The organism is Oryzophilus luti, assembly GCF_059726245.1.
The window spans coordinates 3,807,377-3,831,921 of record NZ_AP040874.1 but is presented as its reverse complement, the minus strand read 5'-3'; the positions used below and the strand labels follow the sequence as shown (position 1 = coordinate 3,831,921).

The 24,545-nt window shown below is 55.5% G+C and carries 17 protein-coding genes and 3 pseudogenes; 6 read left to right on the top strand and 14 right to left on the bottom strand.

The window, feature by feature from the left end:
* Nucleotides 1–18: 18 nt before the first annotated feature.
* The 5 genes from AC6IZO_RS16440 to AC6IZO_RS16420 all read right to left on the bottom strand — a co-directional run bounded on the left by AC6IZO_RS16440 (nt 19) and on the right by AC6IZO_RS16420 (nt 5,507).
* Nucleotides 19–573 carry a hypothetical protein gene (locus tag AC6IZO_RS16440; protein WP_497806571.1) on the bottom strand — a complete coding sequence of 185 codons (555 nt, stop codon included), beginning with the start codon at nt 571–573 and terminating at the stop codon, nt 19–21.
* Between the two features lie 480 nt (nt 574–1,053).
* Entirely contained in the window at nt 1,054–1,623 is a 570-nt protein-coding gene (locus tag AC6IZO_RS16435; protein ID WP_497806569.1) for a cytochrome c3 family protein, read from the bottom strand.
* 85 nt (nt 1,624–1,708) lie between these two features.
* A complete protein-coding gene (locus tag AC6IZO_RS16430) occupies nt 1,709–3,547 on the bottom strand; it encodes an FAD-dependent oxidoreductase (RefSeq protein WP_497806567.1) in 1,839 nt (612 codons plus the stop codon).
* Nucleotides 3,548–3,831: 284 nt separating this feature from the next.
* Complete coding sequence (locus tag AC6IZO_RS16425; protein WP_497806565.1) at nt 3,832–4,806, bottom strand: sigma-54 interaction domain-containing protein; 975 nt, start codon at nt 4,804–4,806, stop codon at nt 3,832–3,834.
* 11 nt (nt 4,807–4,817) lie between these two features.
* On the bottom strand, nt 4,818–5,507 hold the full coding sequence (locus AC6IZO_RS16420; RefSeq protein WP_497806563.1) for a XylR N-terminal domain-containing protein: 690 nt from the start codon (nt 5,505–5,507) through the stop codon (nt 4,818–4,820).
* Nucleotides 5,508–6,128: 621 nt separating this feature from the next.
* Here AC6IZO_RS16420 and AC6IZO_RS16415 point away from each other — a divergent pair.
* Nucleotides 6,129–7,073, top strand: coding sequence for a SphA family protein (locus tag AC6IZO_RS16415; protein WP_497809988.1), 945 nt, complete (start codon nt 6,129–6,131; stop codon nt 7,071–7,073).
* A 140-nt stretch (nt 7,074–7,213) separates the two neighbouring features.
* Nucleotides 7,214–7,405 carry a Sec-independent protein translocase subunit TatA/TatB gene (locus AC6IZO_RS16410; protein ID WP_497806561.1) on the top strand — a complete coding sequence of 64 codons (192 nt, stop codon included), beginning with the start codon at nt 7,214–7,216 and terminating at the stop codon, nt 7,403–7,405.
* Between the two features lie 70 nt (nt 7,406–7,475).
* Here the strand turns inward: AC6IZO_RS16410 and AC6IZO_RS16405 are convergent.
* From AC6IZO_RS16405 to AC6IZO_RS16390, 4 genes and pseudogenes are all read right to left on the bottom strand, one after another.
* A pseudogene (locus AC6IZO_RS16405) lies at nt 7,476–8,255 on the bottom strand (integrase core domain-containing protein).
* Nucleotides 8,256–8,630: 375 nt separating this feature from the next.
* Nucleotides 8,631–8,993, bottom strand: coding sequence for a cytochrome c3 family protein (locus AC6IZO_RS16400; RefSeq protein WP_497806559.1), 363 nt, complete (start codon nt 8,991–8,993; stop codon nt 8,631–8,633).
* 197 nt (nt 8,994–9,190) lie between these two features.
* Nucleotides 9,191–10,717, bottom strand: a complete 1,527-nt coding sequence (locus tag AC6IZO_RS16395) for an FAD-dependent oxidoreductase (protein WP_497806557.1) — start codon at nt 10,715–10,717, stop codon at nt 9,191–9,193.
* Nucleotides 10,718–11,030: 313 nt separating this feature from the next.
* Nucleotides 11,031–11,849 carry a transporter gene (locus tag AC6IZO_RS16390; RefSeq protein ID WP_497806555.1) on the bottom strand — a complete coding sequence of 273 codons (819 nt, stop codon included), beginning with the start codon at nt 11,847–11,849 and terminating at the stop codon, nt 11,031–11,033.
* 627 nt (nt 11,850–12,476) lie between these two features.
* Here AC6IZO_RS16390 and AC6IZO_RS16385 point away from each other — a divergent pair.
* Entirely contained in the window at nt 12,477–13,367 is an 891-nt protein-coding gene (locus AC6IZO_RS16385; RefSeq protein ID WP_497806553.1) for a LysR family transcriptional regulator, read from the top strand.
* Between the two features lie 111 nt (nt 13,368–13,478).
* On the opposite strand, the gene AC6IZO_RS16380 is transcribed toward AC6IZO_RS16385, so the two are convergent.
* The 3 genes from AC6IZO_RS16380 to AC6IZO_RS16370 form a co-directional block, all read right to left on the bottom strand.
* Entirely contained in the window at nt 13,479–14,333 is an 855-nt protein-coding gene (locus AC6IZO_RS16380; RefSeq protein ID WP_497806551.1) for an SDR family oxidoreductase, read from the bottom strand.
* 238 nt (nt 14,334–14,571) lie between these two features.
* Nucleotides 14,572–16,245 carry an FAD-dependent oxidoreductase gene (locus AC6IZO_RS16375; RefSeq protein ID WP_497806549.1) on the bottom strand — a complete coding sequence of 558 codons (1,674 nt, stop codon included), beginning with the start codon at nt 16,243–16,245 and terminating at the stop codon, nt 14,572–14,574.
* 229 nt (nt 16,246–16,474) lie between these two features.
* Nucleotides 16,475–17,812 (bottom strand): protoporphyrinogen/coproporphyrinogen oxidase, encoded by a 1,338-nt coding sequence (locus AC6IZO_RS16370; protein ID WP_497806547.1) that lies wholly within the window; start codon nt 17,810–17,812, stop codon nt 16,475–16,477.
* A gap of 1,518 nt (nt 17,813–19,330) precedes the next feature.
* On the opposite strand from AC6IZO_RS16370, the gene AC6IZO_RS16365 reads away from it, so the two are divergent.
* The gene (locus AC6IZO_RS16365) at nt 19,331–20,236 is read left to right on the top strand and encodes a tyrosine-type recombinase/integrase (RefSeq protein WP_497806545.1); all 906 of its coding nucleotides are present in this window, start codon (nt 19,331–19,333) and stop codon (nt 20,234–20,236) included.
* Between the two features lie 351 nt (nt 20,237–20,587).
* Here AC6IZO_RS16365 and AC6IZO_RS16360 read toward each other — a convergent pair whose 3' ends face one another.
* On the bottom strand, nt 20,588–21,664 hold the full coding sequence (locus AC6IZO_RS16360; protein WP_497806543.1) for a hypothetical protein: 1,077 nt from the start codon (nt 21,662–21,664) through the stop codon (nt 20,588–20,590).
* 476 nt (nt 21,665–22,140) lie between these two features.
* On the opposite strand from AC6IZO_RS16360, the pseudogene AC6IZO_RS16355 reads away from it, so the two are divergent.
* Nucleotides 22,141–22,605 (top strand): annotated as a pseudogene (locus AC6IZO_RS16355) (integrase core domain-containing protein); the annotation flags it as partial.
* A gap of 38 nt (nt 22,606–22,643) precedes the next feature.
* Nucleotides 22,644–23,760: pseudogene (locus tag AC6IZO_RS16350) on the top strand (IS3 family transposase).
* Between the two features lie 186 nt (nt 23,761–23,946).
* On the opposite strand, the gene AC6IZO_RS16345 reads toward AC6IZO_RS16350, so the two are convergent.
* Nucleotides 23,947–24,543: a hypothetical protein gene (locus AC6IZO_RS16345; RefSeq protein WP_497806541.1), complete on the bottom strand. Its 597-nt coding sequence runs from the start codon at nt 24,541–24,543 to the stop codon at nt 23,947–23,949.
* Between the last annotated feature and the right edge of the window lie 2 nt (nt 24,544–24,545).

The window sequence follows — 24,545 nt, the reverse complement described above, 5'->3', positions numbered from 1 at the left end:
CAATGCCCGAACTTGCTACTACAAAAGCTCTCTTGATAAATCCGTGGTCTGCCACTTCCCCTTCCACTCCAAAGCGCCCGCTTCCTCCAGATCGCCAATGAGCGATTCCGGATAGAGCCTGGGGCTGACGAGTGCAGGGTCCCCTTCAAGGTGTTTTTCGATTTCCGAGCGTGTACGGGGAGCAAGGCAAAAGATCAGCATGCGACGATAGCTGTCTGCATACTGCGGGCGCTCCGCCATCAGCTGCGAAATTCGCTTGAGCGGGCTGGATGATTCCAGAACGCAGCATCCAGCGCTTGAAGTAACCCAAAACTCATGGTTGGGCGCACTCTCTTCTATCTCGGCTGGCACGAGCGCTCCGGCATCCTTCAACCACTGGAAAATCGTCCCGGGCAATTGCATGGCAACCTGCCCACGCAGAGAATCAGCAATTGCTTTCTCGATTGCTTCGGGCGCCTGCGGCTCTTTGCAGAGAACCAAAGTACGAAAGATCGGAAGCTGCAAACTGCTGGTCGTCTTCATCAACTGCTCGATGTTCTCTACCTCAGTGGGCGTGGTCGTGGATGTCGGCATTGCCGGATACTCCTTTGATGGTTTCTGCGTGACCCGCCGGACCGCCAACGTGCATGGCGGCCCGGCGGGTCACATTGCGCTAATGCATTCGCAGGACCAAATGAATGGCGAGCGATGGTGTTTTGCGCTACCAATAAACCTCTTTGAATTCAACGAGGTTGTGTGAGAGGGATGAGGGCGATACGCGAGAGGAACTTTAAAATCGGAAGATTTGATTCGACCCGAACCCAATGTGACGAGAACTGCGACACATTTCAATTAAGCGAGGGAACAGAGGAAGTAGCGAGAACGGCGATTGCAGAAATCAGGATGAAAAGGCGCAAGGCGGTCCACAGATTGCGTCGGCTCGCCTTGCGAATAGTTGCCAGTACTACATCTGGAAAGTCCTCATGAAGAAGCATTTCAAAAATTAGTACGGCTTCACATTGACTGTGCTTTCGCTATCATGCATTCCAGAAATTGCAGGTGCCATGCGCAGGCTTACTTCTTCTCGCTGTGGCACTCCTGGCATGCGAACTCTCTCTTGTGGTGACAGCCAAAGCAGTAGTTCAAAGCATCAACCGGAGTTTTATGCATTCGGTGGCAGTTGGCGCAATCGCCAGCTTTGGCATGCGCCGGAGTCCTGGGCAGGTCGTGAGGGTTGATCGTGCGTCCCTTCACGTCAGTGAGCACCTTGCTGTTCGCCGTCTTTTTCGCAAGCTCCTCCAGTGTTCCGTGGCACCGTAGACAGAATTCCTTTGGATATCTGCGCGCCTTCATCATGGGAACCGGGCCTGTAACAGAGGCATGGCTCTGCTTCAGCGATGTTTCTTCGTGGCAACTGGTACACCGATCCGTACCGGCCTTCACGTGGGTACTGATGAGCAGCTTATCGTTCTTCATCGACTGCACGTACTTGGCATGGCAGGTTGAGCAATCCGACGAGGGGCTCCAATTTGAACTACTCTGGGATGCCGCGTTATTACTTTGTCCGAGCGGCGCAGGGTTCGCACTGTTGCCATACGGCGCCAGCACAAGCAGAGAGGCAACCACCAACACGGCGGAAATCATGACCGTTCTATTCATTTAAATAGTCCTGAGCAATGAATGGCGTGGCAAGGGCCTGCCGCATCGGAGGCCCCTGCCGGAACGCGGGTTACCCCTTGCAAGCGGTGAAGATCTGGCTGAGCGGGAAGGGTGTCACGTCAGGCAGCTTTGCACCTGCGGCGTGCTTGGCGGCAATGTATCCACTGACGCAGGCACGCCCCAGGCTTCCGAAATCAGCGTCCATGCTGTATTCGAACTGGTTGAATCCGCCAGCAACATTGCCGCAGGCGTAGAGACCGGAGATCACATGACCTTCCTTGTCGAGCACCTGGAAGTTGTCATTGACCAGCGGCCCCGCTTGGACGACAAGCAATCCGACGCAGGTTCTGCAAGCGTAGAATGGCGGCTTCTTCAACGTAATCATCAGAGACGGATCCTTGCCGAAGTCCTCGTCATTCCCCCCTCGGCAGAGCTGGTTATAGCGATCGAACGAGGCCTTGATTGTCTCAACGCTCGTATCGTTCCCGATGCCCAGCGCCGGCCCCTCGCTCACCATCTTTGCAGCCAGTTCTTCGATGGTATTGGCCTTGAGAATCACGCCGGCCTCGATCATCTTCTCCGTGTTGGCCTTCGTGTTCATGGGGAGAATGAAGGGCAGCTTGCGGGTCGTCATTCTGCGGCAGACGGTTCCGCCGAGATGCTCCAGAACATCATCGTCACGCCACTGCTCATCGAAGATCGTCCACATCATGCTATGTGGCTGCATGTACATGGAGTGGCCAATGCTACTGAAGGGTGCTTCTTCATCCATGAAACGCAGACCATTCGCATTGAGGTAGAGCCAGGGCTGGCGCGCAATGCCAACGTAGTCCAGCTTCAGCTTCGCGATACACTCCGGACTCATGCCGTCCCATGTCATGGAACAGTGGGGCCAGGGATCCATGCGGGCACCAGCCCACTGCGCCATCAGGTAGCCGTCGCCGGTGTTGCTCTGCTTGCCAACAACAACCTTGTACGCCTTCGATTCCGGCATGTACTTCTTGATCATCTCCTTGTTGCCCTCGTAACCTCCGGTGCAAAGGATGACTGCCTTGTTCGCCTTGACTTTGATGTAACCCTTCGGGCTCTTTGCGATCACTCCCGTGATCCGTCCGTTCTCCTTAATCAACTGCTTCACCGGAGTGTTGTAGGTGATCTGGAAGCCGTTGTCATTCAGGTGGCGCTCCAGGGCTTGTTCCGCACGGCCTGCAGGAACCACATGCCCCATGGGATGCCAGTAGACACTCTGGCCGGGGCGCGGCGGAGGCATCGTTGGCAGAACCTGCTGGCGTTTCTCCGCATGGACCTCGATGGGAATCGTGTTGGGATCAATTCCCTGCTCTTCCATGATGTCGAGCCACCAGTTCGCAACGTGCTCGCCATACAACGCGACCTTATTGATCTGGCGCTGATCACATCTCCACAGGGATGCCCTCACTTTCGCCCCAATAATGGCCTGCTTGTCGAGAGGAATGTGGCGCTGGGTGTAGAGCCTGCTGCCTACGAAGCCATACCACGCGCCGATCGCCCGGGAGCGGTCAGGACGCTCTTGCGTTGGAGTGGCTTCCTCCTTGGACAGCTTCTCCAGGGCGATGACTTTCGCTCCCGTCTCCAGCGCAGCGGCAATGCACGGCATACCGGAGGCACCGGTTCCAATCACCACGATATCCGCAACTTGTGTTTCGGTAATCTTGGAATCAGGGATGGGGGCGGGCTGTTTCTCGAAGTCCCACACCTGGTCTTCCAACGGAACCCCGGAAGTTCCGGAATGTGGCTCCGGCTTCACCGAAGCAGCAAGAGGAACAGCGCTGGCGAGAGCGCCTGCGGCGAGTGCCGCGCCAGTCCCCAACAAAACCTCACGTCGGGAGATCTGGCCCTGTTTCTTGTCTTTCTTGTTGTCGTTCGACATTGAATCTCCTTCGATCCTCACCGCGTTAGCCCAGAAAGCATGGATGACCTATGAATCTGAAGAACACACGCTCGAGATCACTCCGAAAATGATGCCGCGCTGATGAGGCGTCGGCGGGTGGCGCTAACGCGAATCAGATGGTGATTGAGCGTGCGAGGAGGTTCAATGCAAACGAGTGGCCAACCTTGAAGGACCGCGATATGGGAAGAAACACGGCCCTTCGGGCATTTGGAGGAGACAAAACCTTCGAGTGTTGCAATTCTGCAATTGCGCGGATGCAACGCCTATTCGGACAAACCGAGACGACACATTTTCCGCCACAGCGTCGACGTATGAATCTTGAGGGCTTTTGCAGTCTCCGTGCGATTTCCGCCGTGCGCTTTTAATGCTGCGAGAATCACCTGCCGCTCGCCATCTTCCAGACTGCCGCACTCATCCGCAGAAAGCTTCTTTGATGCGCTGCCGCCTCGGGATATCTTCATGACAGCAGGAGGAAGGTCTGACAATTCGATCACTGTACCGGCGGCAACAATGATGGCGCTCTCGATGGCATGCTTCAGTTCACGTACGTTGCCGGGCCACGAGTGGTTGATCAGGCGCGACATGGCTTTCGGAGAAACCGTCTTGATGTGCTTGCCAAGTTTCCGGCATGCCTGCTCCACGAACTTCTGGACTAGGGGCGGAATGCTGTCGCGCCGCTCGCGCAGGGGCGGCAAGTCGATGACAAATGAATTCAATCGGAAGTATAAATCCGGTCGAAACTCCCCCTTGGCCGCCATTGCTTCCAGGTCCTTATTGGTCGCAGCGAGAATGCGCGGACTCACTCGGATTGTCTGTGTACTGCCGACGCGGCGCACTTCACCATTCTCGAGAACGCGCAGCAATTTTGCCTGGAGGTTTAGCGGCATCTCCCCGATCTCGTCGAGGAACAGAGTGCCTTGCGAAGCAGCCTCAAACAGCCCCGGGCGGTCAGAAACAGCGCCAGTAAAAGCGCCCCGTACATGACCAAACAACTCTGACTCCAGAAGCGTATCGGTCACCGCGGCACAATTGATGGAGAGCAGAGGGCGGCGGCTCCGCGCGCTCTGGCTGTGTATGAGGTTGACGATAAGCTCCTTTCCTGTCCCCGTCTCACCATGTACGAGAACCGGCATATCCAGCCGCGCGACTGCCATCGCGCGCTCCAGCGCCAACCACATCGCTTTTTCTCGAATCACGAAACCGTTCGCTTCAGCAATCTTCTCCAGTTTGCTGTGCACAGACCGGCCATCTATTTCCAGCCCACCGGAGCTGGTCGTCGCGCGAGCCTGAGCCCGGTCAACATGCCATTTGTGATGCAGTTGACATTGCTGCATCCGGAACTGCTCTGCGGCCTCACCATCAGAAAAACCAAACAAGAACGGAACTCAGAAACCTCGTCTCCCCACAACGCGGCGTCATTGCCCAGAAATTCGCAGACCGCCTCGCCCTGTGCCAGGCAACGGGTCTCTTTGACATACACTTCCGCGCCGAAGTGCGCGCTGCAATAGCCGCTAGCAAACCCCGTTGCCCACCAGCAAACAGGAATGTCCGCATGGCCTATGTTCGCCAGGTACTCTCCTGCCTCCGCCGAGTCGCGCAAATCCGCCTCGAAGTGATACTTCGAAGGAGGCTCTGTTCCTTTGATATTTTCGTACTTTCCGAATCCGACGACTTCATGATAGCGAACAGCAGTTGCGATTCTGTGGGCCTTACCAAACAACTGCTCGGCAGTCAGGCAACTATGAAATCCATGACGATAACCGAAGCGGCTGATGATCTTCTTCGCTTCACGTGCTCCAAATTGCCGAATCAGAATCTCCTGCAATGCGCCAAATGAGGAAGACGTAAAGACAAGCATCCTTTCGTCTTCGCAATAGATCTTTCCTTCACCGAGATGAAATTCAAGGAGCTTTAGCAGGTGATAATCTTCTTCTTGCATTCTTTCCTCTTCGTTGTCTCTTTATTCATGTGTTGCCATCCTGCTGTCCCCCCCCAAGGAGGAGAGACTAGTCGTGACTTCCCTCCTGTGCAACTGGTCGAAGCCCGCGAATGCCTCCATGATTTTCAGGCGCCCATCAGGACCGTGCCCCGGCGCTATTGATTAGCGTCGAAGAGCTGCTTGTCGCACTCCACCCGCGCCAATCGACCTCGTTGCACTTCTGCAATGCGCCATGCAACGAGCGCGTCACTTTTGACTCAGCAGCAGACTCCGAATTCTATGACTTCGTCAGCTTCTCCAATTCTTTACATCGCAACCATCACGCAGTTGCAGCGTCCTGAGCTTGTATCAACATCCGCGCTTCTCTTGCATTCCACGCGGCAATGCTCGGACTGCGCGTTGCATATCTGCATCATTGCAATAGAAGGGCCACACTCCCACCCGTCGCAGAATCATCTTCTCCCCCCTCGGTCAAGCCGGCAGATCTCGCTACGTTCAATGGCCGCTGAATTGCAATTAGCAGGAATCAGCTCGTGCAGAAACGTCAAACGCTGCACGGCATATTGCTCGTTTCATCGAGGAAGAGCTTTCATGAGTGAACAAGTGAGAAGGTTGAGGTTGATGGTGGTATGCGCCGCGATGCTGATGCTGGCAGTGCCGGTGTTTGCACAGGTATCCCTGCCGGTAGGCAACGCTGGCAATACCAGCTTTGAAGATGGCACCGCTGGTCCCGGTTGGGCTTTGGAGCAGTACACCAGCGTCGGCTACTCAGGGCAGATGAAGGATGCCAACGGCAGCAAGGACGCCGGCACCAATCAACTATCCACTACGGTGCTGCTCCAGCATTTTGCCTATTACTCCAATCACAAACTGTTCGGAGCCTTTTACGGGGGCGAAGTCCTGCTGCCCTACGTAGACGTCGCCCTCAACACGCCGGCGGCGGGTGACAACCACAACCGCGGTCTCGGCGACTTGACGGTTTCGCCGCTTATGCTGCTCTGGATGCCGAAGCCGGTTGCTGGCGGGCGGCTGTTCTCCCACCGCATGACCGTCGATCTCGTGCTCCCCACGGGTAAGTACAGCAAGTATCAGGTTGTAAATCCGAGCAACCACCTGTTTGCCGTGAACCCGTGGTATGCGTTCAGCTTTTACCCGATGAAGCACTCCACCAAGCTGGAGTTCAGCTCGCGCATCCACTACCTATGGAACGGCAAGAATGACGATCCGTTCGTTGGATATGGCTTCGCCAGCATGCAGCCCGGTCAGGCCTTCCATGAGAACTACGCGGCATCGTATGAAGTTGTCAAGGGCATCCGCGTGGGCTTCAATGGCTACGCCATCCAGCAGATCACTGATCACAAGATCAACGGCGTGAGTCTGGCCGACTCGCGCGAGCGCGTCTTCGGCTCTGGCCCCGGCGTTCAGATTGGCGGCAAGGGCCTCTGGTTCTACGCCAACGCCTATCTCGAAAGTGGAGCCCAGAACCGCGCTCAGGGAACGCACTTCACATTCCGCATTCTGAAGACGCTTGGGGGCCCCCAAGCTCCGCCACCTCCGCAGCAGTAGGGATAAGGGGCGATTCATCGGATGTAGAGCTGGCCGCCACCATGAAACTGGTGGCGGCTACCAGCTCTTGAGCTTGAAGCTATACGGGGCGGTGTAGTTGGCTTCCGAATCGGGGAAAGAGCACGTCGTGATTCTGCAGCATGAACCTGCAGGTACTCCTTCCTCCGACAAATCATATTCAGCAAGAGAGTCATCCGAGGAGAGTTAATGCGATGTTTGAAGGTCTGTTCCAACCAATGCACTTGCTGGTGATCGTCCTCATCGCACTGATCTTCTTTGGCCCTAGAAAGCTCCCTGAACTGGGGCCTGTCCGGTCTTTTGTACCAGTTTGATTGTTAGTGTAGAGCAGCGGAGAAAAGCCTAGTTTTTCTGTGCCAGCGTCAGAGTTAGTCTTCGGCGGGTTTATGTGGCAGAGAGAGCGCGGCTAGACGCGCTCTCTCTGGCGAACTCGCTAGGCGTCCGGTCACAAATAGATGCGTGAGGACGACTCTCATTGTATTCCCGTCTCCAGGATTCAATTAGCTGCTGTGCCTCCTTGAGGTCCATGAACCAATGGGTATTCAGACACTCAGTCCGGAAGGTTCCGTTGAAGCCTTCTACGAATGCGTTGTCAGTAGGCTTACCCGGCGTGGAAAAGTCGATCTTCGCTCCGTTCCGATACGCCCACAGGTCCATCGCCTGACCGGTGAACTCACTCCCGTTGTCGCAGAACAGCACTTTCGGCACGCCGCGATCCTGCTTTATCCATAGCGCACTCTTGCCTGAGCGGTCTCGCGGATGCGCATCCGCAACTCAGTCCACGGATTGAGGCAGCTTCGATAGCGGTAGGTCGCTCGTGGCACACACAGCACACGGCAGGCGTGCCGCTCACTTACCTGGAAGCTTCCCACTAAACGCTCTACCAAAGGTCCGCGCCGCGAAGGCTACACCATTTTTTTGAAAGCACATCCTGCGACATCGTCTTGTCCAACGTCAGCTCGGCGACCAGTTGCTTCAGCCGCGAATTCTCCTCCTGCAGTTGTGCCATCTGGCGGACCTGGTCCACCTCGAGGCCGGCATACTTCGACTTCCAGCGGTAGAACGTCTGTTCACTGATCCCCGCCTTCCGGATCACCTCCGCCCCACCTGTGCCTGCTTCAACACACGGATCATCTGCTCCACGCTGAACCGCTTCTTCTTCACTAGCCAATCCTCCACCTTCTCAGGCTCGGTTCTGGCCGAAGACTAACATTGCAACTGGATCAAGAATAGCGAGGCCGATCAGATCCATGGCCATACCTCCTGCAGGCCCAGAACTCACGATGCTGAATTCTCTTCTCGCTAAGGCGGGAAGTGTGAATTGTGTTGTCTTCGATTGAAGCCTAGACCGCGACCGGCAGCGCTTGCTCCCGACCGCGGTCCGCGTCGTGTAAACAGCGTCCGTGCATTGGTGAACCCGATGCCGTGCAACACTGCACATTTCCGTGGTGCCGAAAACAGCATGTGCACCATGGCTCCAATATTCCTGCACCTGCGCAAAGCCCGGGCATCCTGGCACGAATGCCATCGGGAACACCGCTACGGCTTTTGGGACTTTGTAAAACTGATGTCTTGATGGCACTGAGTACACAGAATTGTGTCTTTTTCGTGCTCATGGTGGCAGTCGTTGCAAGCGAGATCGCCGGAAGCGGTGATGTGATTCTTATGCGGATTAGGCTTCATGCCCGCTGTGCGTTCCGCTACCGCATTCAGCGTGCCATGGCATGTTGCACAACCATCCGTGGGCACTGACGTTTTTGGGGCTGAAGTATGACATGTGCTGCACTGGAGGCCCGCTTCCTTATGACGTGCCCTGTTCGGCTTCGCTTCGGAGTGTGCAGCGATTGCCAGTCCCCCGAGAAGCACCACGACAGTACATTGCAACGCCAATCGCCTGAGCATTCGGCTTGTTCCTCTTATTCCCTTCCCGCAGCGTGACCACACACTGCGGCTGATCACAGGAAGATGACCGCCGCAGTGGTGGGTGAGTTCTTTTATCCCGCACTCTGGACTACATCCACGGCGTCGACCTGCCCCCGTGGGCCTGCAGTCCCTCTCCGTAGGCGTGAACCTGGAGATTGTTCGAGCACCGGCGGGGCTTACTTCGTGAGAGCCGCCTTTGCGGCGTCCGCGCCAGCAAGCCGGCCAGAAGTGCAAGCGGAACTGATGGCGAATCCAGAGGTCATCACGTTGTAGGTGTCGCCATACAGGCCACCGATATCGGTTCCGACGATGTACAAGCCAGGAATTGGGTGCTCATCCTTGTCGACGGCTTGCCAATTTGAATTCACTTTTATTCCGCCGTATGAAGTCAGATGCGCGCTTTGAATGCGCAGTGCGTAATAGCGCTTGCCATCAACCGGACGCAGGAGCGCCGGGTCTTTGCCGAATTGATCATCATGCTTTTTGGCAACAAAACCGTTGTAGAGGTCCACCGTCTGCCGCAGGCGAGCGGAATCCACCTTCATGCCCTTCGCAAGTTCTTCGATGGAACTGCCTGAAACAACGGCGGGCGATTGTGCTGCCAACCTGGCATCGAGCTCTGCCTGAAGTTTGTCGAGCTTGGTTCCCGGCGGATAGTACGCACCTACTCCAAGGTCGATGCCCTCGGATTCATAGGCGTGCACCGTTGCATCATCGAATAGCACCCAGGCGGCACCGTGTCGCTGACGGAACAACTCGTTTACGCCGACCGTGAATCGACGCATCGCATCTTCGTTGAAGAATCGCTCGCCTGAATCGTTCACGGTCAGCAAGCCGTTTAGCGTGATCGGAAAGAGTACGTTCATGGGCGGGATCTTGGGGTCGGGAATGATTGGTGTTCCCATCAGTCCCCAGTATTGGTCTTTAGCAGCGCCAGCCGCCTCCGCCATATTGATTCCGTCGCCCGTCTTATGCATCGGCACCAAAGGAATCGTCTGTACTGGATCGAATGAGGTGTATTTGCGGATCATCTCCGGACTATTGGGAAATCCACCGGTGGCGAGAATGACGCTCTTCGCGCGGATTATCACCTTGTTCTTGCGAGCGTCCACAGCTTCCACACCTGCCACTCTGCCGTTCTCAACAATCAACTTCACCGCAGGCGTGGAGACGAGCACCGTGACGCCCAGTTCCTTCGCGCGTCGTGAAAGCACACTGACTAACACTTGGCCGTGCTTCAGTTCTCCCTGAGGTTTGAAGACATGCCACACGGGACGCTCGATCGTGCTCATGGCAACAACATCGAACTGTATGCCGAATGACTGCAGCCACTCAATTGTGTTCGACGATTCATCAATTGCGCGCCGGACAGCAGCGGCATTGGCCGTCCAGTGATTGAAATCCATTGCTTCGCGGAATGCCTCGTCGGAACTGATCGAGATGCCTTTCTCCGCCTGAAGTTTCGTGCCAACTGCGTAGAGTCCCTCCGTGAAGGAACTTGCGCCGCCGAGATATGCCTCTTTTTCAAGGAGCACGACCTTTGCTCCGTGTTGCCCTGCTGAAACTGCCGCGGAGAGGCCGCCACCACCTGAACCAACCACAACCAGATCGGTATCCAAGGACTTGGTCTGCGCCTGGATATCAGAGAAGATTCCGAACACGGCGAGTAGAAGAACTGCCGCAACACGCCCGGCCACTACCATTCGATTATTGCCTCCGGCTCTCCCTGGGATTCCTCGGGAGAGATATCGTGAGATGCCGGACATGATGGTAGGGCGCTGGAATACCAAAGAGAAATACTATCTTTTGTCATGATTGATCGATGCAATCAATCAATTGAGCGCGGCACGTGTGTTCCGTTGTCTTGCTCAAAGCAGTCTTCGGCTGTTGCAGGTGAATGGCATCTTGGGCGTGTTGCAATGCGCCACGCGCAGAGACTGCCGGCAGCGCATAGCAATACGAAGGCCGTGCTTGTTTAGCACGGCCCAAGACAGAGTGTCTTTGTTTCGAGTTGATTTACATTTGGTGCATTGGCGGAAGCTTGGGCGGACGCAGCACCTTCACGAGTTTGAAGTTGTAGTTGTTTCCCATGGGGAAGGACTGCCCGCCCACATCGCGCATCCAGATAAAGTCAATATCGATCCCGGCCTTCGGGTAATGCTTCTGCACCTCAGCTCCAACGCCGAAGCCACGAGGCCGGATATGAGAATCCCAGGGAAGATCCGATCCATGTGATTCCGTAAACATCCAGTGCCCGTACCCCACGGCTCCGACGGTAAACGGATATGCGAACCGGAAAGCCGACGGTCCCTTGTTGATGTCCTTGCCCAGACCGGCTTCCCAATGATCCTCGTGTCCGAGGGTGTAATGAAGGCCGCTATTGTGTTCGTGATGGAACTCCACGTGATTGAGCGCGGAGAAGCGTACCGAACGATCCTTTGTCAGGTAGGCAGTTCCTCCAAAGTTGATCATGGTCGTCCAGAAACCAGCGCCGAGGTTGAGCATCTTATTTTTGTCGTACGAATGAAGACTGAGCTGCTCGCCCACGGACACGGTCTCTTCGAATCGCTTCTGCCGCCAGGTAAGGGCCAACGGGATCGCAATCGGATCGAACGGTCCGTGCACGGTCTGCGTCGCTCCATTGGGAAGGGTCAGCGTTTCGGTGGCGAACGGCGCGGCAATGGCTCCGAATCCATACTCGCCGCCCATCAGCTTCTTGGTGGTTCGCCACATCAGCGTAACCATTTCCGGCTGAATCTCGGCGTGCCAGCCCGGAACCTCATTGCCGCAGTTCGTCCGGATGTGATTCTTCGGCTCATATCCAGAAACAAACATGACGGCAATGGTTCCAGGAGGAGGCGTCGACCCCGCATCGAGTCCGAAGGGACCTTCGGGATACGACGGACTGGGAACGCCAATCTGACAGACCTGCGCCTGGGCAATAGCTCCGCACACCAAAACAGATAAGAGCATGAACGTACAAAGCAAAGACTTCACTTTCATCGTATTTCCTTTCATTCGTACAACCCGGCCCTCACCTCGGATGGTTCTGCTCCTGAGCAAATCGCTTCAGAGAACTGGTTCATGAAGCGCCATTCGGAAGCGTGCTTGGCTGTGCCAGCCACCCGTTTTGAGGGTGCCTTTCAGCAGGTGGCCTGCTCGCCTCGCATCATCTGGTCAGCGCCGGCGGCTTGGAGAATCTATGAGACCGCGAATCTGGTTCTACTTCACACTTCGCAACGCGTTCATTTGCTGTGCCTCGCAGCAATCATTACGCTGGCGCCCGCGTCACTTTCTTTGGCACGGAGGCGCTCAGCACAGACGGATAATGCCTCGGAGGCTCCCGGAATGAGGCGGTCGCAAAATGCCGAATCCGATGGTAGGGGGAATTCAGGAGTAATGAGAAATACTGTTTTTTTGATTCATTGATCGATAGAATAAATAACTTGATCGGAGGCAGCGATGATTGAATTGCGGCACTTAAGATACTTTGTGGCCCTGGCTCGCGAACTGCATTTCGGCCGGGCCGCCAGTGTCCTGCACATTGAACAACCCGCCCTCAGCCATAATCTTCGGCAGCTTGAAAGCGAATTGGGCGTCCGTCTCCTTGTCCGCAATACGCGCAATGTCGAATTGTCGGAAGCCGGACGCGCGTACCTTCACGAGGCCGTCCGTCTGATGAAGCAGATGGATGATGCAACCAGCGCAGCGCAGAGAGCCGCCATGGGAGAGACTGGCCAACTCATTTTCGGCTACGACAACAGCCTTGTCCTGAGCCGCCTTCCGCGCGCCATCAAGCAGTTCCGCCAGCGCTTTCCGGAGGTCGAACTGGTCCCCCGCGAACAGTTTCCCGACCAGCTTCTGGAGCAGGTATTGAGCGGCGAGCTCGACGTGATCTACACCTGCGGTATGCGGCGACATCCCCAACTTGAGTCGGTGACGCTGGAACGTCCGCGATGGTATTGCGCGTTGAACAAGGATCATCCGCTGGCCGCGAAGAAGACGATACGGTGGAGCGACCTGAAGGATGAGCAGATTGCGCTGCCGCCCTACTCAAACATGTGGGGACTTCATGAATCTCTTCTGGATTTGTGCCGCGAAGCAGGGTTCCTTCCGCGCGCGCCGTTCTTCGCCTTTGGCGTGCTCGCAATCTTTGCGCTCGTGAGCGCGAACCTCTGCGTGAGTTTCATTTTCGACACGGGCGGAATAATGAAGATTCCGGAGATCGTGTTCCGTCCGTTGCTGCCGGCGCGAAGTCTGCAATTGCAGATGTGCTGGCGCAAAGGATCGCTTAGCCACGCGGCAAAGAATTTTGTGGACTACTGTGCGAAGAGTTGCCACTCGAAAGGATAGCCCGGGATGGCGTGTGTCCGGGCTGTATGGGTGACTCCTTGGATTTACACATACAGCCCGAATTACGCCCGTTCGTCCTGCGGCAGGGTTACTGAATCTTCAGACGCTGAATCAGGCTTTGAGCGCCATTGCAACCGCTACCGGCAACGGTGTTGTGTGCCGGCCAATCAGAGACGACAATTGGTGTCCATCGTCGAAGAGCGCGCCGTGGGAAGCCGCCGTATCGTAACTGGCTACGGCCTGGGCCATCGGCACAGGCAAACCAAACTGCGTAAGCATTCCGGCATACTCCTGCTCGGGCAGGTTTTTGTATTGCACTTTGCGGGCCTGGCGTGAGATTTCTTCGGCGAGTTCGGTCAACGTGTAGGCTTCGTCACCCGCCAGTTCATACACCTTGCCTTCGTGTCCGGAAGACGTGAGAACCGTCACTACGGCCTCGGCATAGTCTTCCCGTGTGGCCAAGGAGAGCTTCGCATCTCCGGCGCATCCGAGAAGCATGCCCGTGCGCACTGCGGCGTGGACATTCGAAGTGTAGTTCTCCGTGTACCAGCCATTTCGCAGGATTGTGAAAGGGATTCCGGATCTCCGCAGCAACTCTTCCGTGGCCGCGTGTTCATCAGCCAGACTGGTCAGAACGGAGGTATCCGCATGCAGCATGCTGGTGTAGACGATTCTTTTCACATCGCTCTTCCGCGCCGCATCAATCACATTGCGGTGTTGCAACGTGCGCCTGCCAACCGCGCTGGAGGAAATCAATACAAGCGTGTCGACACCCACAAGGGCGCGGCTCAACGTCTCGCGAACATCGTAATCCGCTTCGCGGAGTTCAACGGGAAACCCCGCGCCTTTTTCCGGAGAGCGCAGAAGACCAACGATATTCTCACCAGGAGCTTCTGCTTTGAGTTTTGAGACGACAAGATGTCCGAGGTGCCCTGCGGCTCCAGTAATTGCAATTGTCACTTTCATTCCTCAACTTTCCACCGCACACAAGTGCGGCCATGCCCCCGAGCCGGGAAACGCCCTCTTTGACCGTAGAGAACCAGCTTCCGCCGGCACCCTCCTGTGTGACTGAAATTCAGTTGGCGGGAGAGGCGCTCGCCCGCCAACCTCTGTGCGCAAGTTCTGCACCAGTTGGCTGTTCTACGCCATGGGCCGGTGCAATTGGATCACGCGCAGTCTTACAGAACGTCGAGCGGTCTTCCTGCTACCTCGAACGCATCATGTGCAGGACTGCGTGCCTCGCAAACGTGATGGTCTTACCCGAGGCAACGCCCACAACCAGCTCCGGATAGTAGTTCGTACCGAAGAAGCCACCTGCGACGTCCCCGGTTGCGTAAAGGCCCGCAATCACAGAGCCCTTCGAATCCAGCACCTGCATATCGGTGTTGATGTGAAGTCCGTCCGTGGTGTGCATCATCCAACCCGCATTGGTGACGCCGTAAAACGGCGGAGTCTCCAGCGCGATGAGATCCTTTGCGGGCTTTCCAAAGTCCTCGTCGACGCCGACCTTCGCCATCTGGTTGTAACGCTCGACAGTGGCTTTGAACTGGCCGACTGGCAGCTTCAGCTTCTTGGCCAGCCCCTCAAGGGAGTTCGCCTTCTGGATATAACCCGTCATCGCGCCCCGGGCCAGGAGCACGCGATTGATCATCTTCCCGATGCCTTCGTAGGTCTTCGGCTTGGTCGGGCTAGGATTCTGACGGCAGCAACCAACAAGGCGGAAGCTTTCAATGTTCTCCCAGTACTTCGAGTCCCAGATGACATTGCAGACGTGGTTCTTTTCGTACTGCAGCGGATAGATGATGACGTCATACGGAACCGCCTCGTTCAGGAAGCGGTTGCCATCCATGTTGACTTTGAGGAACGGCTGACTGCCCATATGGAATGCGTCCATGGGGCCAAGCGTCGGGCCAAGGCGACGGAACGGCGGGCCTGCCTTTCCACCGGGCTTCACCATGCCGCGATCAAAGAGACCGGCGGTGCCGTAGGGAGCCTTCTCGCCTCCCGCCCAGATGGCGGCCTTAAGACCGTCGCCAGTATTTCCGCGCTGTCCGTAGTACAAGCTGGTCACGGCCGAGGCCTGAGGATTGAGCTTCGCAAACAGCGCATGATCGTCTGAGTAGCCACCGGTGCAAAGGAGCACGCCGCGGCTCGCTTCGATCCGAAGGTAGCTGCCATCCTTCTTCCGCGCAATCGCGCCAACGACCTTGTTCCCCTGCTTCAGGAATTTCACAAGTGGCGTATTGAAGCGGAACTCCACTCCGTAGCTCTTGGCCTTCTTCACCAGCCATGGTTCAATGACGCCGACTCCGCCGTGGACGTGTCCCTTCGGCCCACCCTTGAGAAGCGGCACGATGAACTTGGTGTGTGTGGGAAAGATCTTGAACTGTCCGTGGTAGCCGTCGCCGATGTCGGTTTCCGCCACGTGCTTGATGCCATACTCCGAAAGTTCGTCGGCGAGAACGTCAATGGCCTGGCCACTTTCCTTCACCCACAGCCGGATCAGTTGCTCGTCAACCGGATTCGCATTCGCAATCAGTCGCCTGTCGACATCGGAGTACTGGGACGGATAGTGGAGCAGTTCCTGCACCAGTTCTTCCTTGTTGATCTGTCCCTTGATGCCGGCTGCCTTCTGGGGCCGTGAATCCACAACTCCGTTGTAGGTTTTGTAATAGCCGACCTTTGAGTTCTTCTCGATGACGAGCGTTTTCGCGCGCTCCCGGCCCGCATAGATGGCCGCAGTCATGCCGCCGGTTCCGGCGCCGATGATCAGTATCTCCGTGCAGATCCGCTCCGTAATAGCCGACTCCGGAATCCGTGGCTCCGTGCCGTACCAAGGGCTGTTGGAGCCTGCACTCGCCTGTTGTTTGCTTTCCATAACAATCTCCTATTCAATCTTTCGTTTCCGGCGTTGCACTGCAGCAACCCGGCCCGGCACGCCCCTGAAGACCAGCGACAGAGCGTCCGTCCAAATTGAGGAACCCCGCGCTTGCTTGCCACACACATCCAATGGAGCATCTCGATCTCTCCACCCGGTTTGCGAGAGGAACAATGGCAGGAGCGTCCTTTTGCAAACCGGGGAAGAGTGTTCGAGGGGATGGACCAAGCTAGAGCGTCTCGCGCAGTCCCATGACGCACTCCGCCGCTCTGCGGCCGGAGTTCAGCGCACTCTCACAGGAACCGGTGTACAGATACTCGCCGGCGAGATAGAGCCCCTTGACGTCCTGGTAATGGCGCTCACGCAGCTTCTTCATGGCTGTCGCAGCCCCGGCTTCCATGGTGTAGATGGCATCGTCCATCTTGATGGTGTGCGCGAAGAGATATTCCTTCGGCAGTTCCGGGAAGAACTGGCGGAACTCCGTTGCGGAGACGTTGGCAATCTCTTCCTGACTCGCGTTCCAGTACTTGTCGCGGCCCGGGCCGTAGTAGAACAGCGACACGCATTCCTTGCCCGGAGGCAGCGCGGCGCTACCAAAGCGGGAGTTGAACAGAAGGCCGCAGAATGGCGTGCCCGTGCGGCGCGGGAACATGCCGCCCATCATCTTTTCCGATAGAACCGTGTCGTAGAAGAGCATGGAATGCATGAAGCCGCAGTAGTCGACCCTGGCAAAGGCGGCTTTCTGCGCATCGCTCATGCCAGGAATAAGCCCAAGCACTTTGTCGCCCTGCGTGGCGCAGATCACCGCCTCGGCCTCGTAGAATCCCTTATCTGTGACCACGCCGGTCACGCGGCCATTGACGATCTTGATCTCCTTCACCGGAGTGTCGGCCACAATCGCGTCGCCCAGGTACTTGATCATCTGCGTGGCCAGGTCGCCGACACCGTACTTCAGAACTTCGCACTCGCCGCCCATCACCGACTTCATGACCATGGCGCCGTAGGCGATGCCGAACCGCTTCGGGTTGTCCTGAATCAGCGTGGAAACAATCGGCTGGACGAAGTTCTCCAGAACCTCTTCTCCGAAGTTCTTCCGCACAAAGTCCTCAAAGTTGCCGCCGTCATCTCCATCCAGATCACCGAGCCAATCCGTACACCCCTCGTACATTCCGTCGGTCACTTTGCTGACCCACTCGAAGAGTTTTGCCAGGTTCGGCCCCATGCTCTGCGCATAGGCACCGGCTCGCGCAAGCTCGACAGGATCATTCGGATCAGGCTTGGAGGTGACCCACCCATCCTTGTAGTAGACCCGCATCAGGCTCATATCGACCGTCATGAACTGATCGGCGATTCCAAGCTCACTGGCAAGCTGATGGGCAACCTTATATGTGGGCACGAAGAGCTGGGTTGCAATGTTGATGGAGAACCCATCCTTTTGATACATCTTCAGACGTCCGCCCGGATTTTTGTCTCGATCCAGCAGGGTGACGTCGTAGCCATTCTTCTTCAGCGTGTACGCAGCCGATAACCCCGAAGAACCGCCTCCGACAACTATGACTTTCTTCATGAGAGATGCCTCTCTTTTCTAGAATTGCAGACATGTAGCATTTCTGGTGAAGTCGGAAGCCGTCCCGCGCACGCAGGACGCGGCGTAGCAGGCGCAGTTCCCGATTCACGAGGGCAATGGTAGTTGTCGCGACACGACGAAGAGAAATACCGTTTATTTGACCTATTGATCAAAAAAATCAATCAGTTGTTAGAGCCAACTCGCTGCTTTATGCGAATTTGTCACGTCAGGAGGCGGCCTTTTTCCGGATCGAGAAGCGGGAGCTTCGAACGAATTATCGCGTTCTATTTGGGAGTGGATTGTGGTATCGCAAAACAGAGGAACCGCGAGCGAACAAAAACAGATGACACCCTCTCTTTAGAACGCTCGCATTGAACGACTGGGAGGAGAAAATACCTCAACGTGCCGATACACGTCAGTCCTATGACCAGACTGGGCACGTATACCAGAAGGCTGCGAAAGCGGCTGGAATCGGAGATATGGGAACGCACAGCCTCCGACACACTCGCCCTTTCTGGCCGGATTCGGTGGAGCGCCCGTGGGCGTCCAGCAGAAGCTCATGCGGCACGCCGATATCAGAATGACGATGAATGTCTACGGTGAAGCAGCAACAGATGAGATGCCGGAAGCGCACAGCAAAATAGTTGGCCTAGCTCTAAACGGAGCGCAAGGCAAGCTGAGTTGCTTAGAAGACGATAAGCGCTAAAGGAATTTGACGCTTCCTGAATGTTTAGATTTGCTTTGGTTACAAATCCTTAGCTATTTTCCCCAGCCAGCTAAATGCCTCGAAACATGAACATCCTCAAAAGTATCTTCTGCCGTGCGGCACTCCCCGGAATCCCTAGCGACAACCTGCCCTTTGAAGAACGACTTTCCAAATTCCAGAAAATCTTTCCGAAGGTATGCCCTCCCCTGCGATTACGCTCTTCCTCCTGACGCGGGTTCCCCGAACCCGTCAGTCGAGGACCAATGCATTCTCAGGCTTTCCGATCGCCACCCGAATCTGTTGATGCGGACCGCATTGGGCAATTCTCTCTTGTTCCCGAGAAAGCGCTTGTAACACCCATCTCTCAGACCTGTGGTGCGCCAAAAGAAGAAAGCTCGCCCCACTTGCAAGGCGCGATAGATTCAGCTAATTTCCGAAATGCGACACCAGTGAAGCGGAGAGGAAAGTCAATGTCCCGCAGAACTGGACAGGCAGGCCACATTGAAAGGAGTGGGAATTGGTGGGTCGTCCGGTGGTGGATGGATTTGCCAGGGCAATACAAGAGGGCTCTCAAGCGAGCGAGAATCTGCCCGTTATCAGGGCCAGGCAGTCTATCGACTTCCGAGCGCAAACGGCGCGCCCGTGACATCATCGCCAAGAGCGGTGCTGATACGGTCGAATACTTTAACAAAGTGGTGGAGCAGGATACCGCACCTACGTTCCAAGAAGGGGCTGCACGCTGGCTTGAGCACATGCGAACGAGGAAACGGAGTCCGGTGGCGCCCAGTACACTAGACGATTGGGATCGCGTCTTGCAGAAGTGGCTGAATCCGCATCTCGGAAACTTGCCGCTCAGCGAAGTGAACAACGGAGCTTTGAAACAGCTTGTTTCCAGGATGTGCGAAGCGGGATTAGCGGCCAAGACCATTAACACCTACGCGGGTGTCGTAAAGATGGTTGTGGCCTCTGCGGTGGACGAAAACGGGGAGGAGATCTATCCCCGGAAGTGGAATCACGAGTTCATCGACATGCCCGTAGTAGAGAAAAACAAGCAGAACACCCCCTGCTTCTCGTCTGAGGTGATGACAGGGCTTGCAGGGTGGAAGAAACCGCGGGAGCGTATGCTCTTTATCTTGTGCGCTGCGGCGGGTCTGCGGATTGGGGAAGCACTTGGCATCGAAATCGACAAGCACATCTCCTCGGATTTCTCTGCTCTCCGCATCCGGCAGAAGGCACGACACTGCAAGATCGAACAGCAGCTCAAGACGGCGAGCGCACTCCGAGATGTGGACATTGCCCCGGCGATTTCTGCGTTGCTGAAAGCATTCATTGGCGAGCGCAAGTCCGGTTTCCTGTTCTCATCGCGGAACGGCAAACCAATCGGGTCGTCAAATGTTGTCCGTCGTCATCTGCACCCGGCTTTGAAAGCGTTGGGATACGTCAATCCGCATACCGGAACGCACAAGGCAGGCAGTCACGCATTCCGGCGATTCCGCAACACGTACCTCCGAAACCGCACCGCCTGCCCAGAGGGGCTGTACAAGTACTGGATGGGGCATGCTGGAGAGACAATGAGCGACCTCTACGACAAGATCAAAGAGGACGTTGCATTCCGGAAGGAGTGGGCTGAAAAGTGCGGGTTTGGTTTTGAACTGCCTTCAGTTGTACCGATGATACCGAAAAAGCGGTCAAAATCAAGAGCGGCGAGGGCTGCGTAAGTTATTGAAGAGATGAGAGAAAGAATGGTCGGGGAGAGAGGATTTGAACCTCCGACCCCCTGGTCCCGAACCGCATTCAGCCATTTCTGCTAAGCCTCCTGGATTCAGCACCTTCCATCGCATTCATTCCGAACAAGATGTGTTGAAGCGTGTTGGGCCCTATTGAAGTCTACTGAGCTTGAATGCTCTGACCGACACGATTTCATCTACATCGAAGTCTCACTGCCGTGCATCGACCAGATGCATAAGCGCTGATTGAAATCAGCACTTCGATCAATATTGCCGCGCTGACTTCCCATTAGAAATCCGGTTCAATGAGTGATTCGGCGACAATGCGCTCACCGATGAACATCAGCCGTTCTGAAGAAATTCTTCCATGATCTGGAAGGATAGCTGGATATTGGGCTCCTCGGGCTTCAGGAGAGGAACCATATTTTCGTCAAACAGTACTTGCGTATCTTTGAGCTGATCGTCTGGAAATATCAGACAAACGATATCGTGCTCCTGGAAAAACGCGCGATGTTTTTTCATCTCCTTGGCGAAATTATCCGCAGCCATTTTGTTTATTGCCGCTTGGGTTAGGCCGCCGATCTTTTTCAGGTAGCCATGTGTCGACCACGGTGACAACTCAAATCCGGTCTTGTCAAGCGTGTACGGGTTGATGATCAAAAAGTCGAGCCTGTAAATGTGTTTCTTCATTGGCCCCGCATATCGAAACTCAGGAATAAGCAACGGAATTTTCTCAGGCTGCGGGGACTTCTTGACAAAGTCACAATAATGACCGGCGACGTTGTATTCGTACGGAGATCCAGAGTTCCTGACCAACGTGTCCTGAAAGAAGAGTAGATATTGATCTATATCAGAAAACTGGAATATCTTATCTTTTCCTGGGATCACGAGCCCGGTTTCCATAACGTGCCCTATAGACCAATAGCGCTGCTTAAATGCTCTGATTTCGCTCTTGTCGTTTTCCCATTGGTCGTTGCGAAATCTTGGGCTCACTAAGAGACCATAATTCGCATGTTCTTGGCCAATCCAGACTTCAGCCGCTTCCACAAGCGGTCGGTTCTTTGAGAGTTCATCGAAATGTTTCAGATATGAGCGTTCGAGAAACAACAGTGTGTATTCCCGAAATTTCTTATGCTTCTTCAAGGCATCCCAAAGCCAGACAACTGATGCGCCATCGCGTGCCCGTGCAGCTTTCTTCAGGCCAGCAAGCCACCGATTCACAAACTGGTCCTGACTATGGACCACATCATTCTTGAGGTCGAAAAACTCGTCGTTCTTGCTCCCTAGGGTTGCATTCAACGACTTCTCGTCTCGTTCTCCGGTTTCTGCAAGAACCTCTGGAAGCAGCTCTCGCAATCTTCCCTTGTAGGTGTCGATGATTCGGTTTCTTGCCGTCTTGTTTGGGTCCCGCTTAGCCACCGCGACAGCCTCCGAAGGCATTGAATGCATGGAAGTTGGTCTAATGTTAGCACGACGAGATGAGTGCCATCCTGAAATGGAAATAACAGGGCTTAGCACTCATTGAGAATGGCCTCTCAATCAATCTGTTGGGACGTAGAAACGCCCTTGCGTTGCGTGCCGGTGACAATACACTTTTGCTGCCGCAAACCCAATCCCCTGATGTCGCCCCAGGTAGCCTACCTGCCAGGCTCAGCCGTTAAGCAATCTAAAAATAATGAGTGCAGGAGGTTCCCAAAGCCCTGCACCGGACTGTAGATGAAATTGTGGCTAAGAAAGCCACCAAGGACTATAGTGGCAGACATCTCCCTCTTGTAACCATCTATTTCTAAAGAATGAATCTTGGGGGAGGGGAAGAATCTGCTCCCGAACCGCATTCAGGCGTTTTCGAGAAGCTGCCTGGATTCAGCAAGCTCCATCACACTCATTCCGAACAAGATGTGTTCACGCGAGAAAGCTTGGCCATCGAAGTCGGACAGAAGCTAAGAGGTGATGATGTGGTGCGAACGCTGACTTAGCTACGTGCAAAGCAAGGCGCGCCGAAGGTTCTGTTCTGCGACAAAGGCTCGGAGTTGACGAGTCAGGCGATGGGTCTATGGGCGTATCACAACGAAGTGCGGATCGACTTCTCGTGACCAAGGAGGCCGACCAACAATGCATTCGTTGAATCGTTCAATGGGACGCTTGGGACCGAGTGTCTCGATGCCCACTCGTTCGGGTCTCTCGCCCAGGCAAAGCAGATCATCGAGGGTTGACGACGCGAATACAATGAGAGCCGCCCTCACCGATCTCTCGGGGAGAGGACATCACTCGAGTTCGCAAAGCAGATCGCGGCTAGCCGCGATCTGCTTTTCCCAACAACTTGGTGGGCTCCCCGAAAGTTAATACACGTTGAGAGTTAGTTTTCGGCAGAATCTCTGGATAAAGGGGAGAGTGCCGAATGAAGAGGAAGCGGTTCTCTGTGGAGCAGATTGTGGCCGTGCTTAAGCAACTGGAGGTGGGGGTTCCTGTTGCGGAGCTGATCCGCCAGGTGGGGATCAGCGAACAGACTTTGTACCGCTGGAAGAAGCAGTATAAGGGGCTGGAGACGGACCAGATTCGGTTGTGCAAACAGCTACAGGAAGAGAACGCCAGGCTGAAGCGACTGGTGGCGGAGCTGACGCTGGACAAGACGATGCTCCAGGATGTCCTGGCAAAAAAACTGTGACGCCCTCGCGGCGCCGCCCGGTGGTGCGGTATCTGAATACGACCTACCGGGTGAGCGAGCGGCGTGCCTGCCGTGTGACGCGTGTTCCGGTATCGACCTATCGCTACGTCAGCATGCTGGAGCCGCGGACTGCCCTGCGAGAGCGGTTGCGGGAGATCGCGCAGACGCGAGTTCGCTATGGCTACCGTAAGATCCGAATCCTGCTGAACCGCGAAGGCTGGAAGGTCGGCAAAAAGCTGGTGTACCGGCTCTATAGCGAAGAAGGCCTTGCGCTGCGTCATAGGCCACGAAAGCGGCGGCGGACGGCTCTTCAACGACGGGAGCGCTTCCGTCCAAGCGGCATCAATCAGGCGTGGGCTCTCGACTTCGTGGCTGACCAACTGGCTGACGGCCGGCGCTTCCGGGCGCTGACCATAGTGGATGTGTTCACGCGAGAGAGCCTGGCCATCGAGGTTGGGCAGAAGCTAAAAGGCGAAGATGTGGTGCGAACACTGGCTCGGTTGCGCGCAAAGCGAGGCGCACCAAAGGTGCTGTTCTGCAACAACGGCTCGGAGTTCACGAGTCAGGCAATGGACCTCTGGGCGTACCATAACGAAGTGCGGATCGACTTCTCGCGGCCGGGGAAGCCAACCGACAACGCGTTCGTCGAATCGTTCAACGGAACACTGCGGGCTGAATATCTCGATATTCACTGGTTCGGGACTCTGGCCGAAGCAAAGCAGCTCATCGAGGGTTGGCGCCGCGAGTACAATGAGAGCCGTCCTCACCCATCTCTCGGAGGAGGACACCATACGAGTTCGTCAGGCAGATCGCGGCTAGCCGCGATCTGCCTGACCTAGCAACCTGCTGAAGACTAACTCTGGACCTGTAGCTGAAAACGGGGGACCGCTCAGCGGTCAGTTAAATTGTAAACTCACCGTGCGGAGAATGGGGCAGGTCACAACATGTAATAGCTTTCGAGGAGCCTATCACTCCCATCGCACACAGCCCCAAATAAGCTCCCCAGATCACTTCTGAGAGGTTGTGTCTCATATTTCTATTCGTTCTTCGAGAGCGATATCCATACCACCTTCCCATCACGAATTCCGAACTCTGCAATTCTAACGTCATGGGAAGCCACTTGATAAACCAGCACCTTGTCGCCCAGTTCTGGCCTTTTCACATTTGTGTAGTGATTGTTCACTCGATCCCCATGAATCACCCATCGATACTTTGTTCCGTCTATACGCTCTTCCCTCGATGGGGTGCCGTATGCTTTGCGGACTTCATCGACACTGCTTGAAAGCCCAATCCCCTTTTCCGTTTTCCATTCGGTCAAATCATCTAATGTATCCTGTACAGTTTGCTGGAGGCAATTTCTAAAATTGCTCAGAGTTACTGTGCCTGCGATTCTTGAATCATAGGCGGCAACCATACGTGTAAGGGTAAGAAAGCCCCTCTGTTTGGACTGGTAGCAGAAAACATCCCCCTTTATTGATGCCGGTCGACCTAGGCGATCAAACAAAGCATCCATCGAAACATCCTTGTCGATACGTACGGGGCCAAGGACGTTGGGCCCTGAGTATTTTTGCGCCTCGACACTTCCTACCAGAAGAACCAGACTCGTAACCAATGAAGTCAGTAGCTTCCACATAT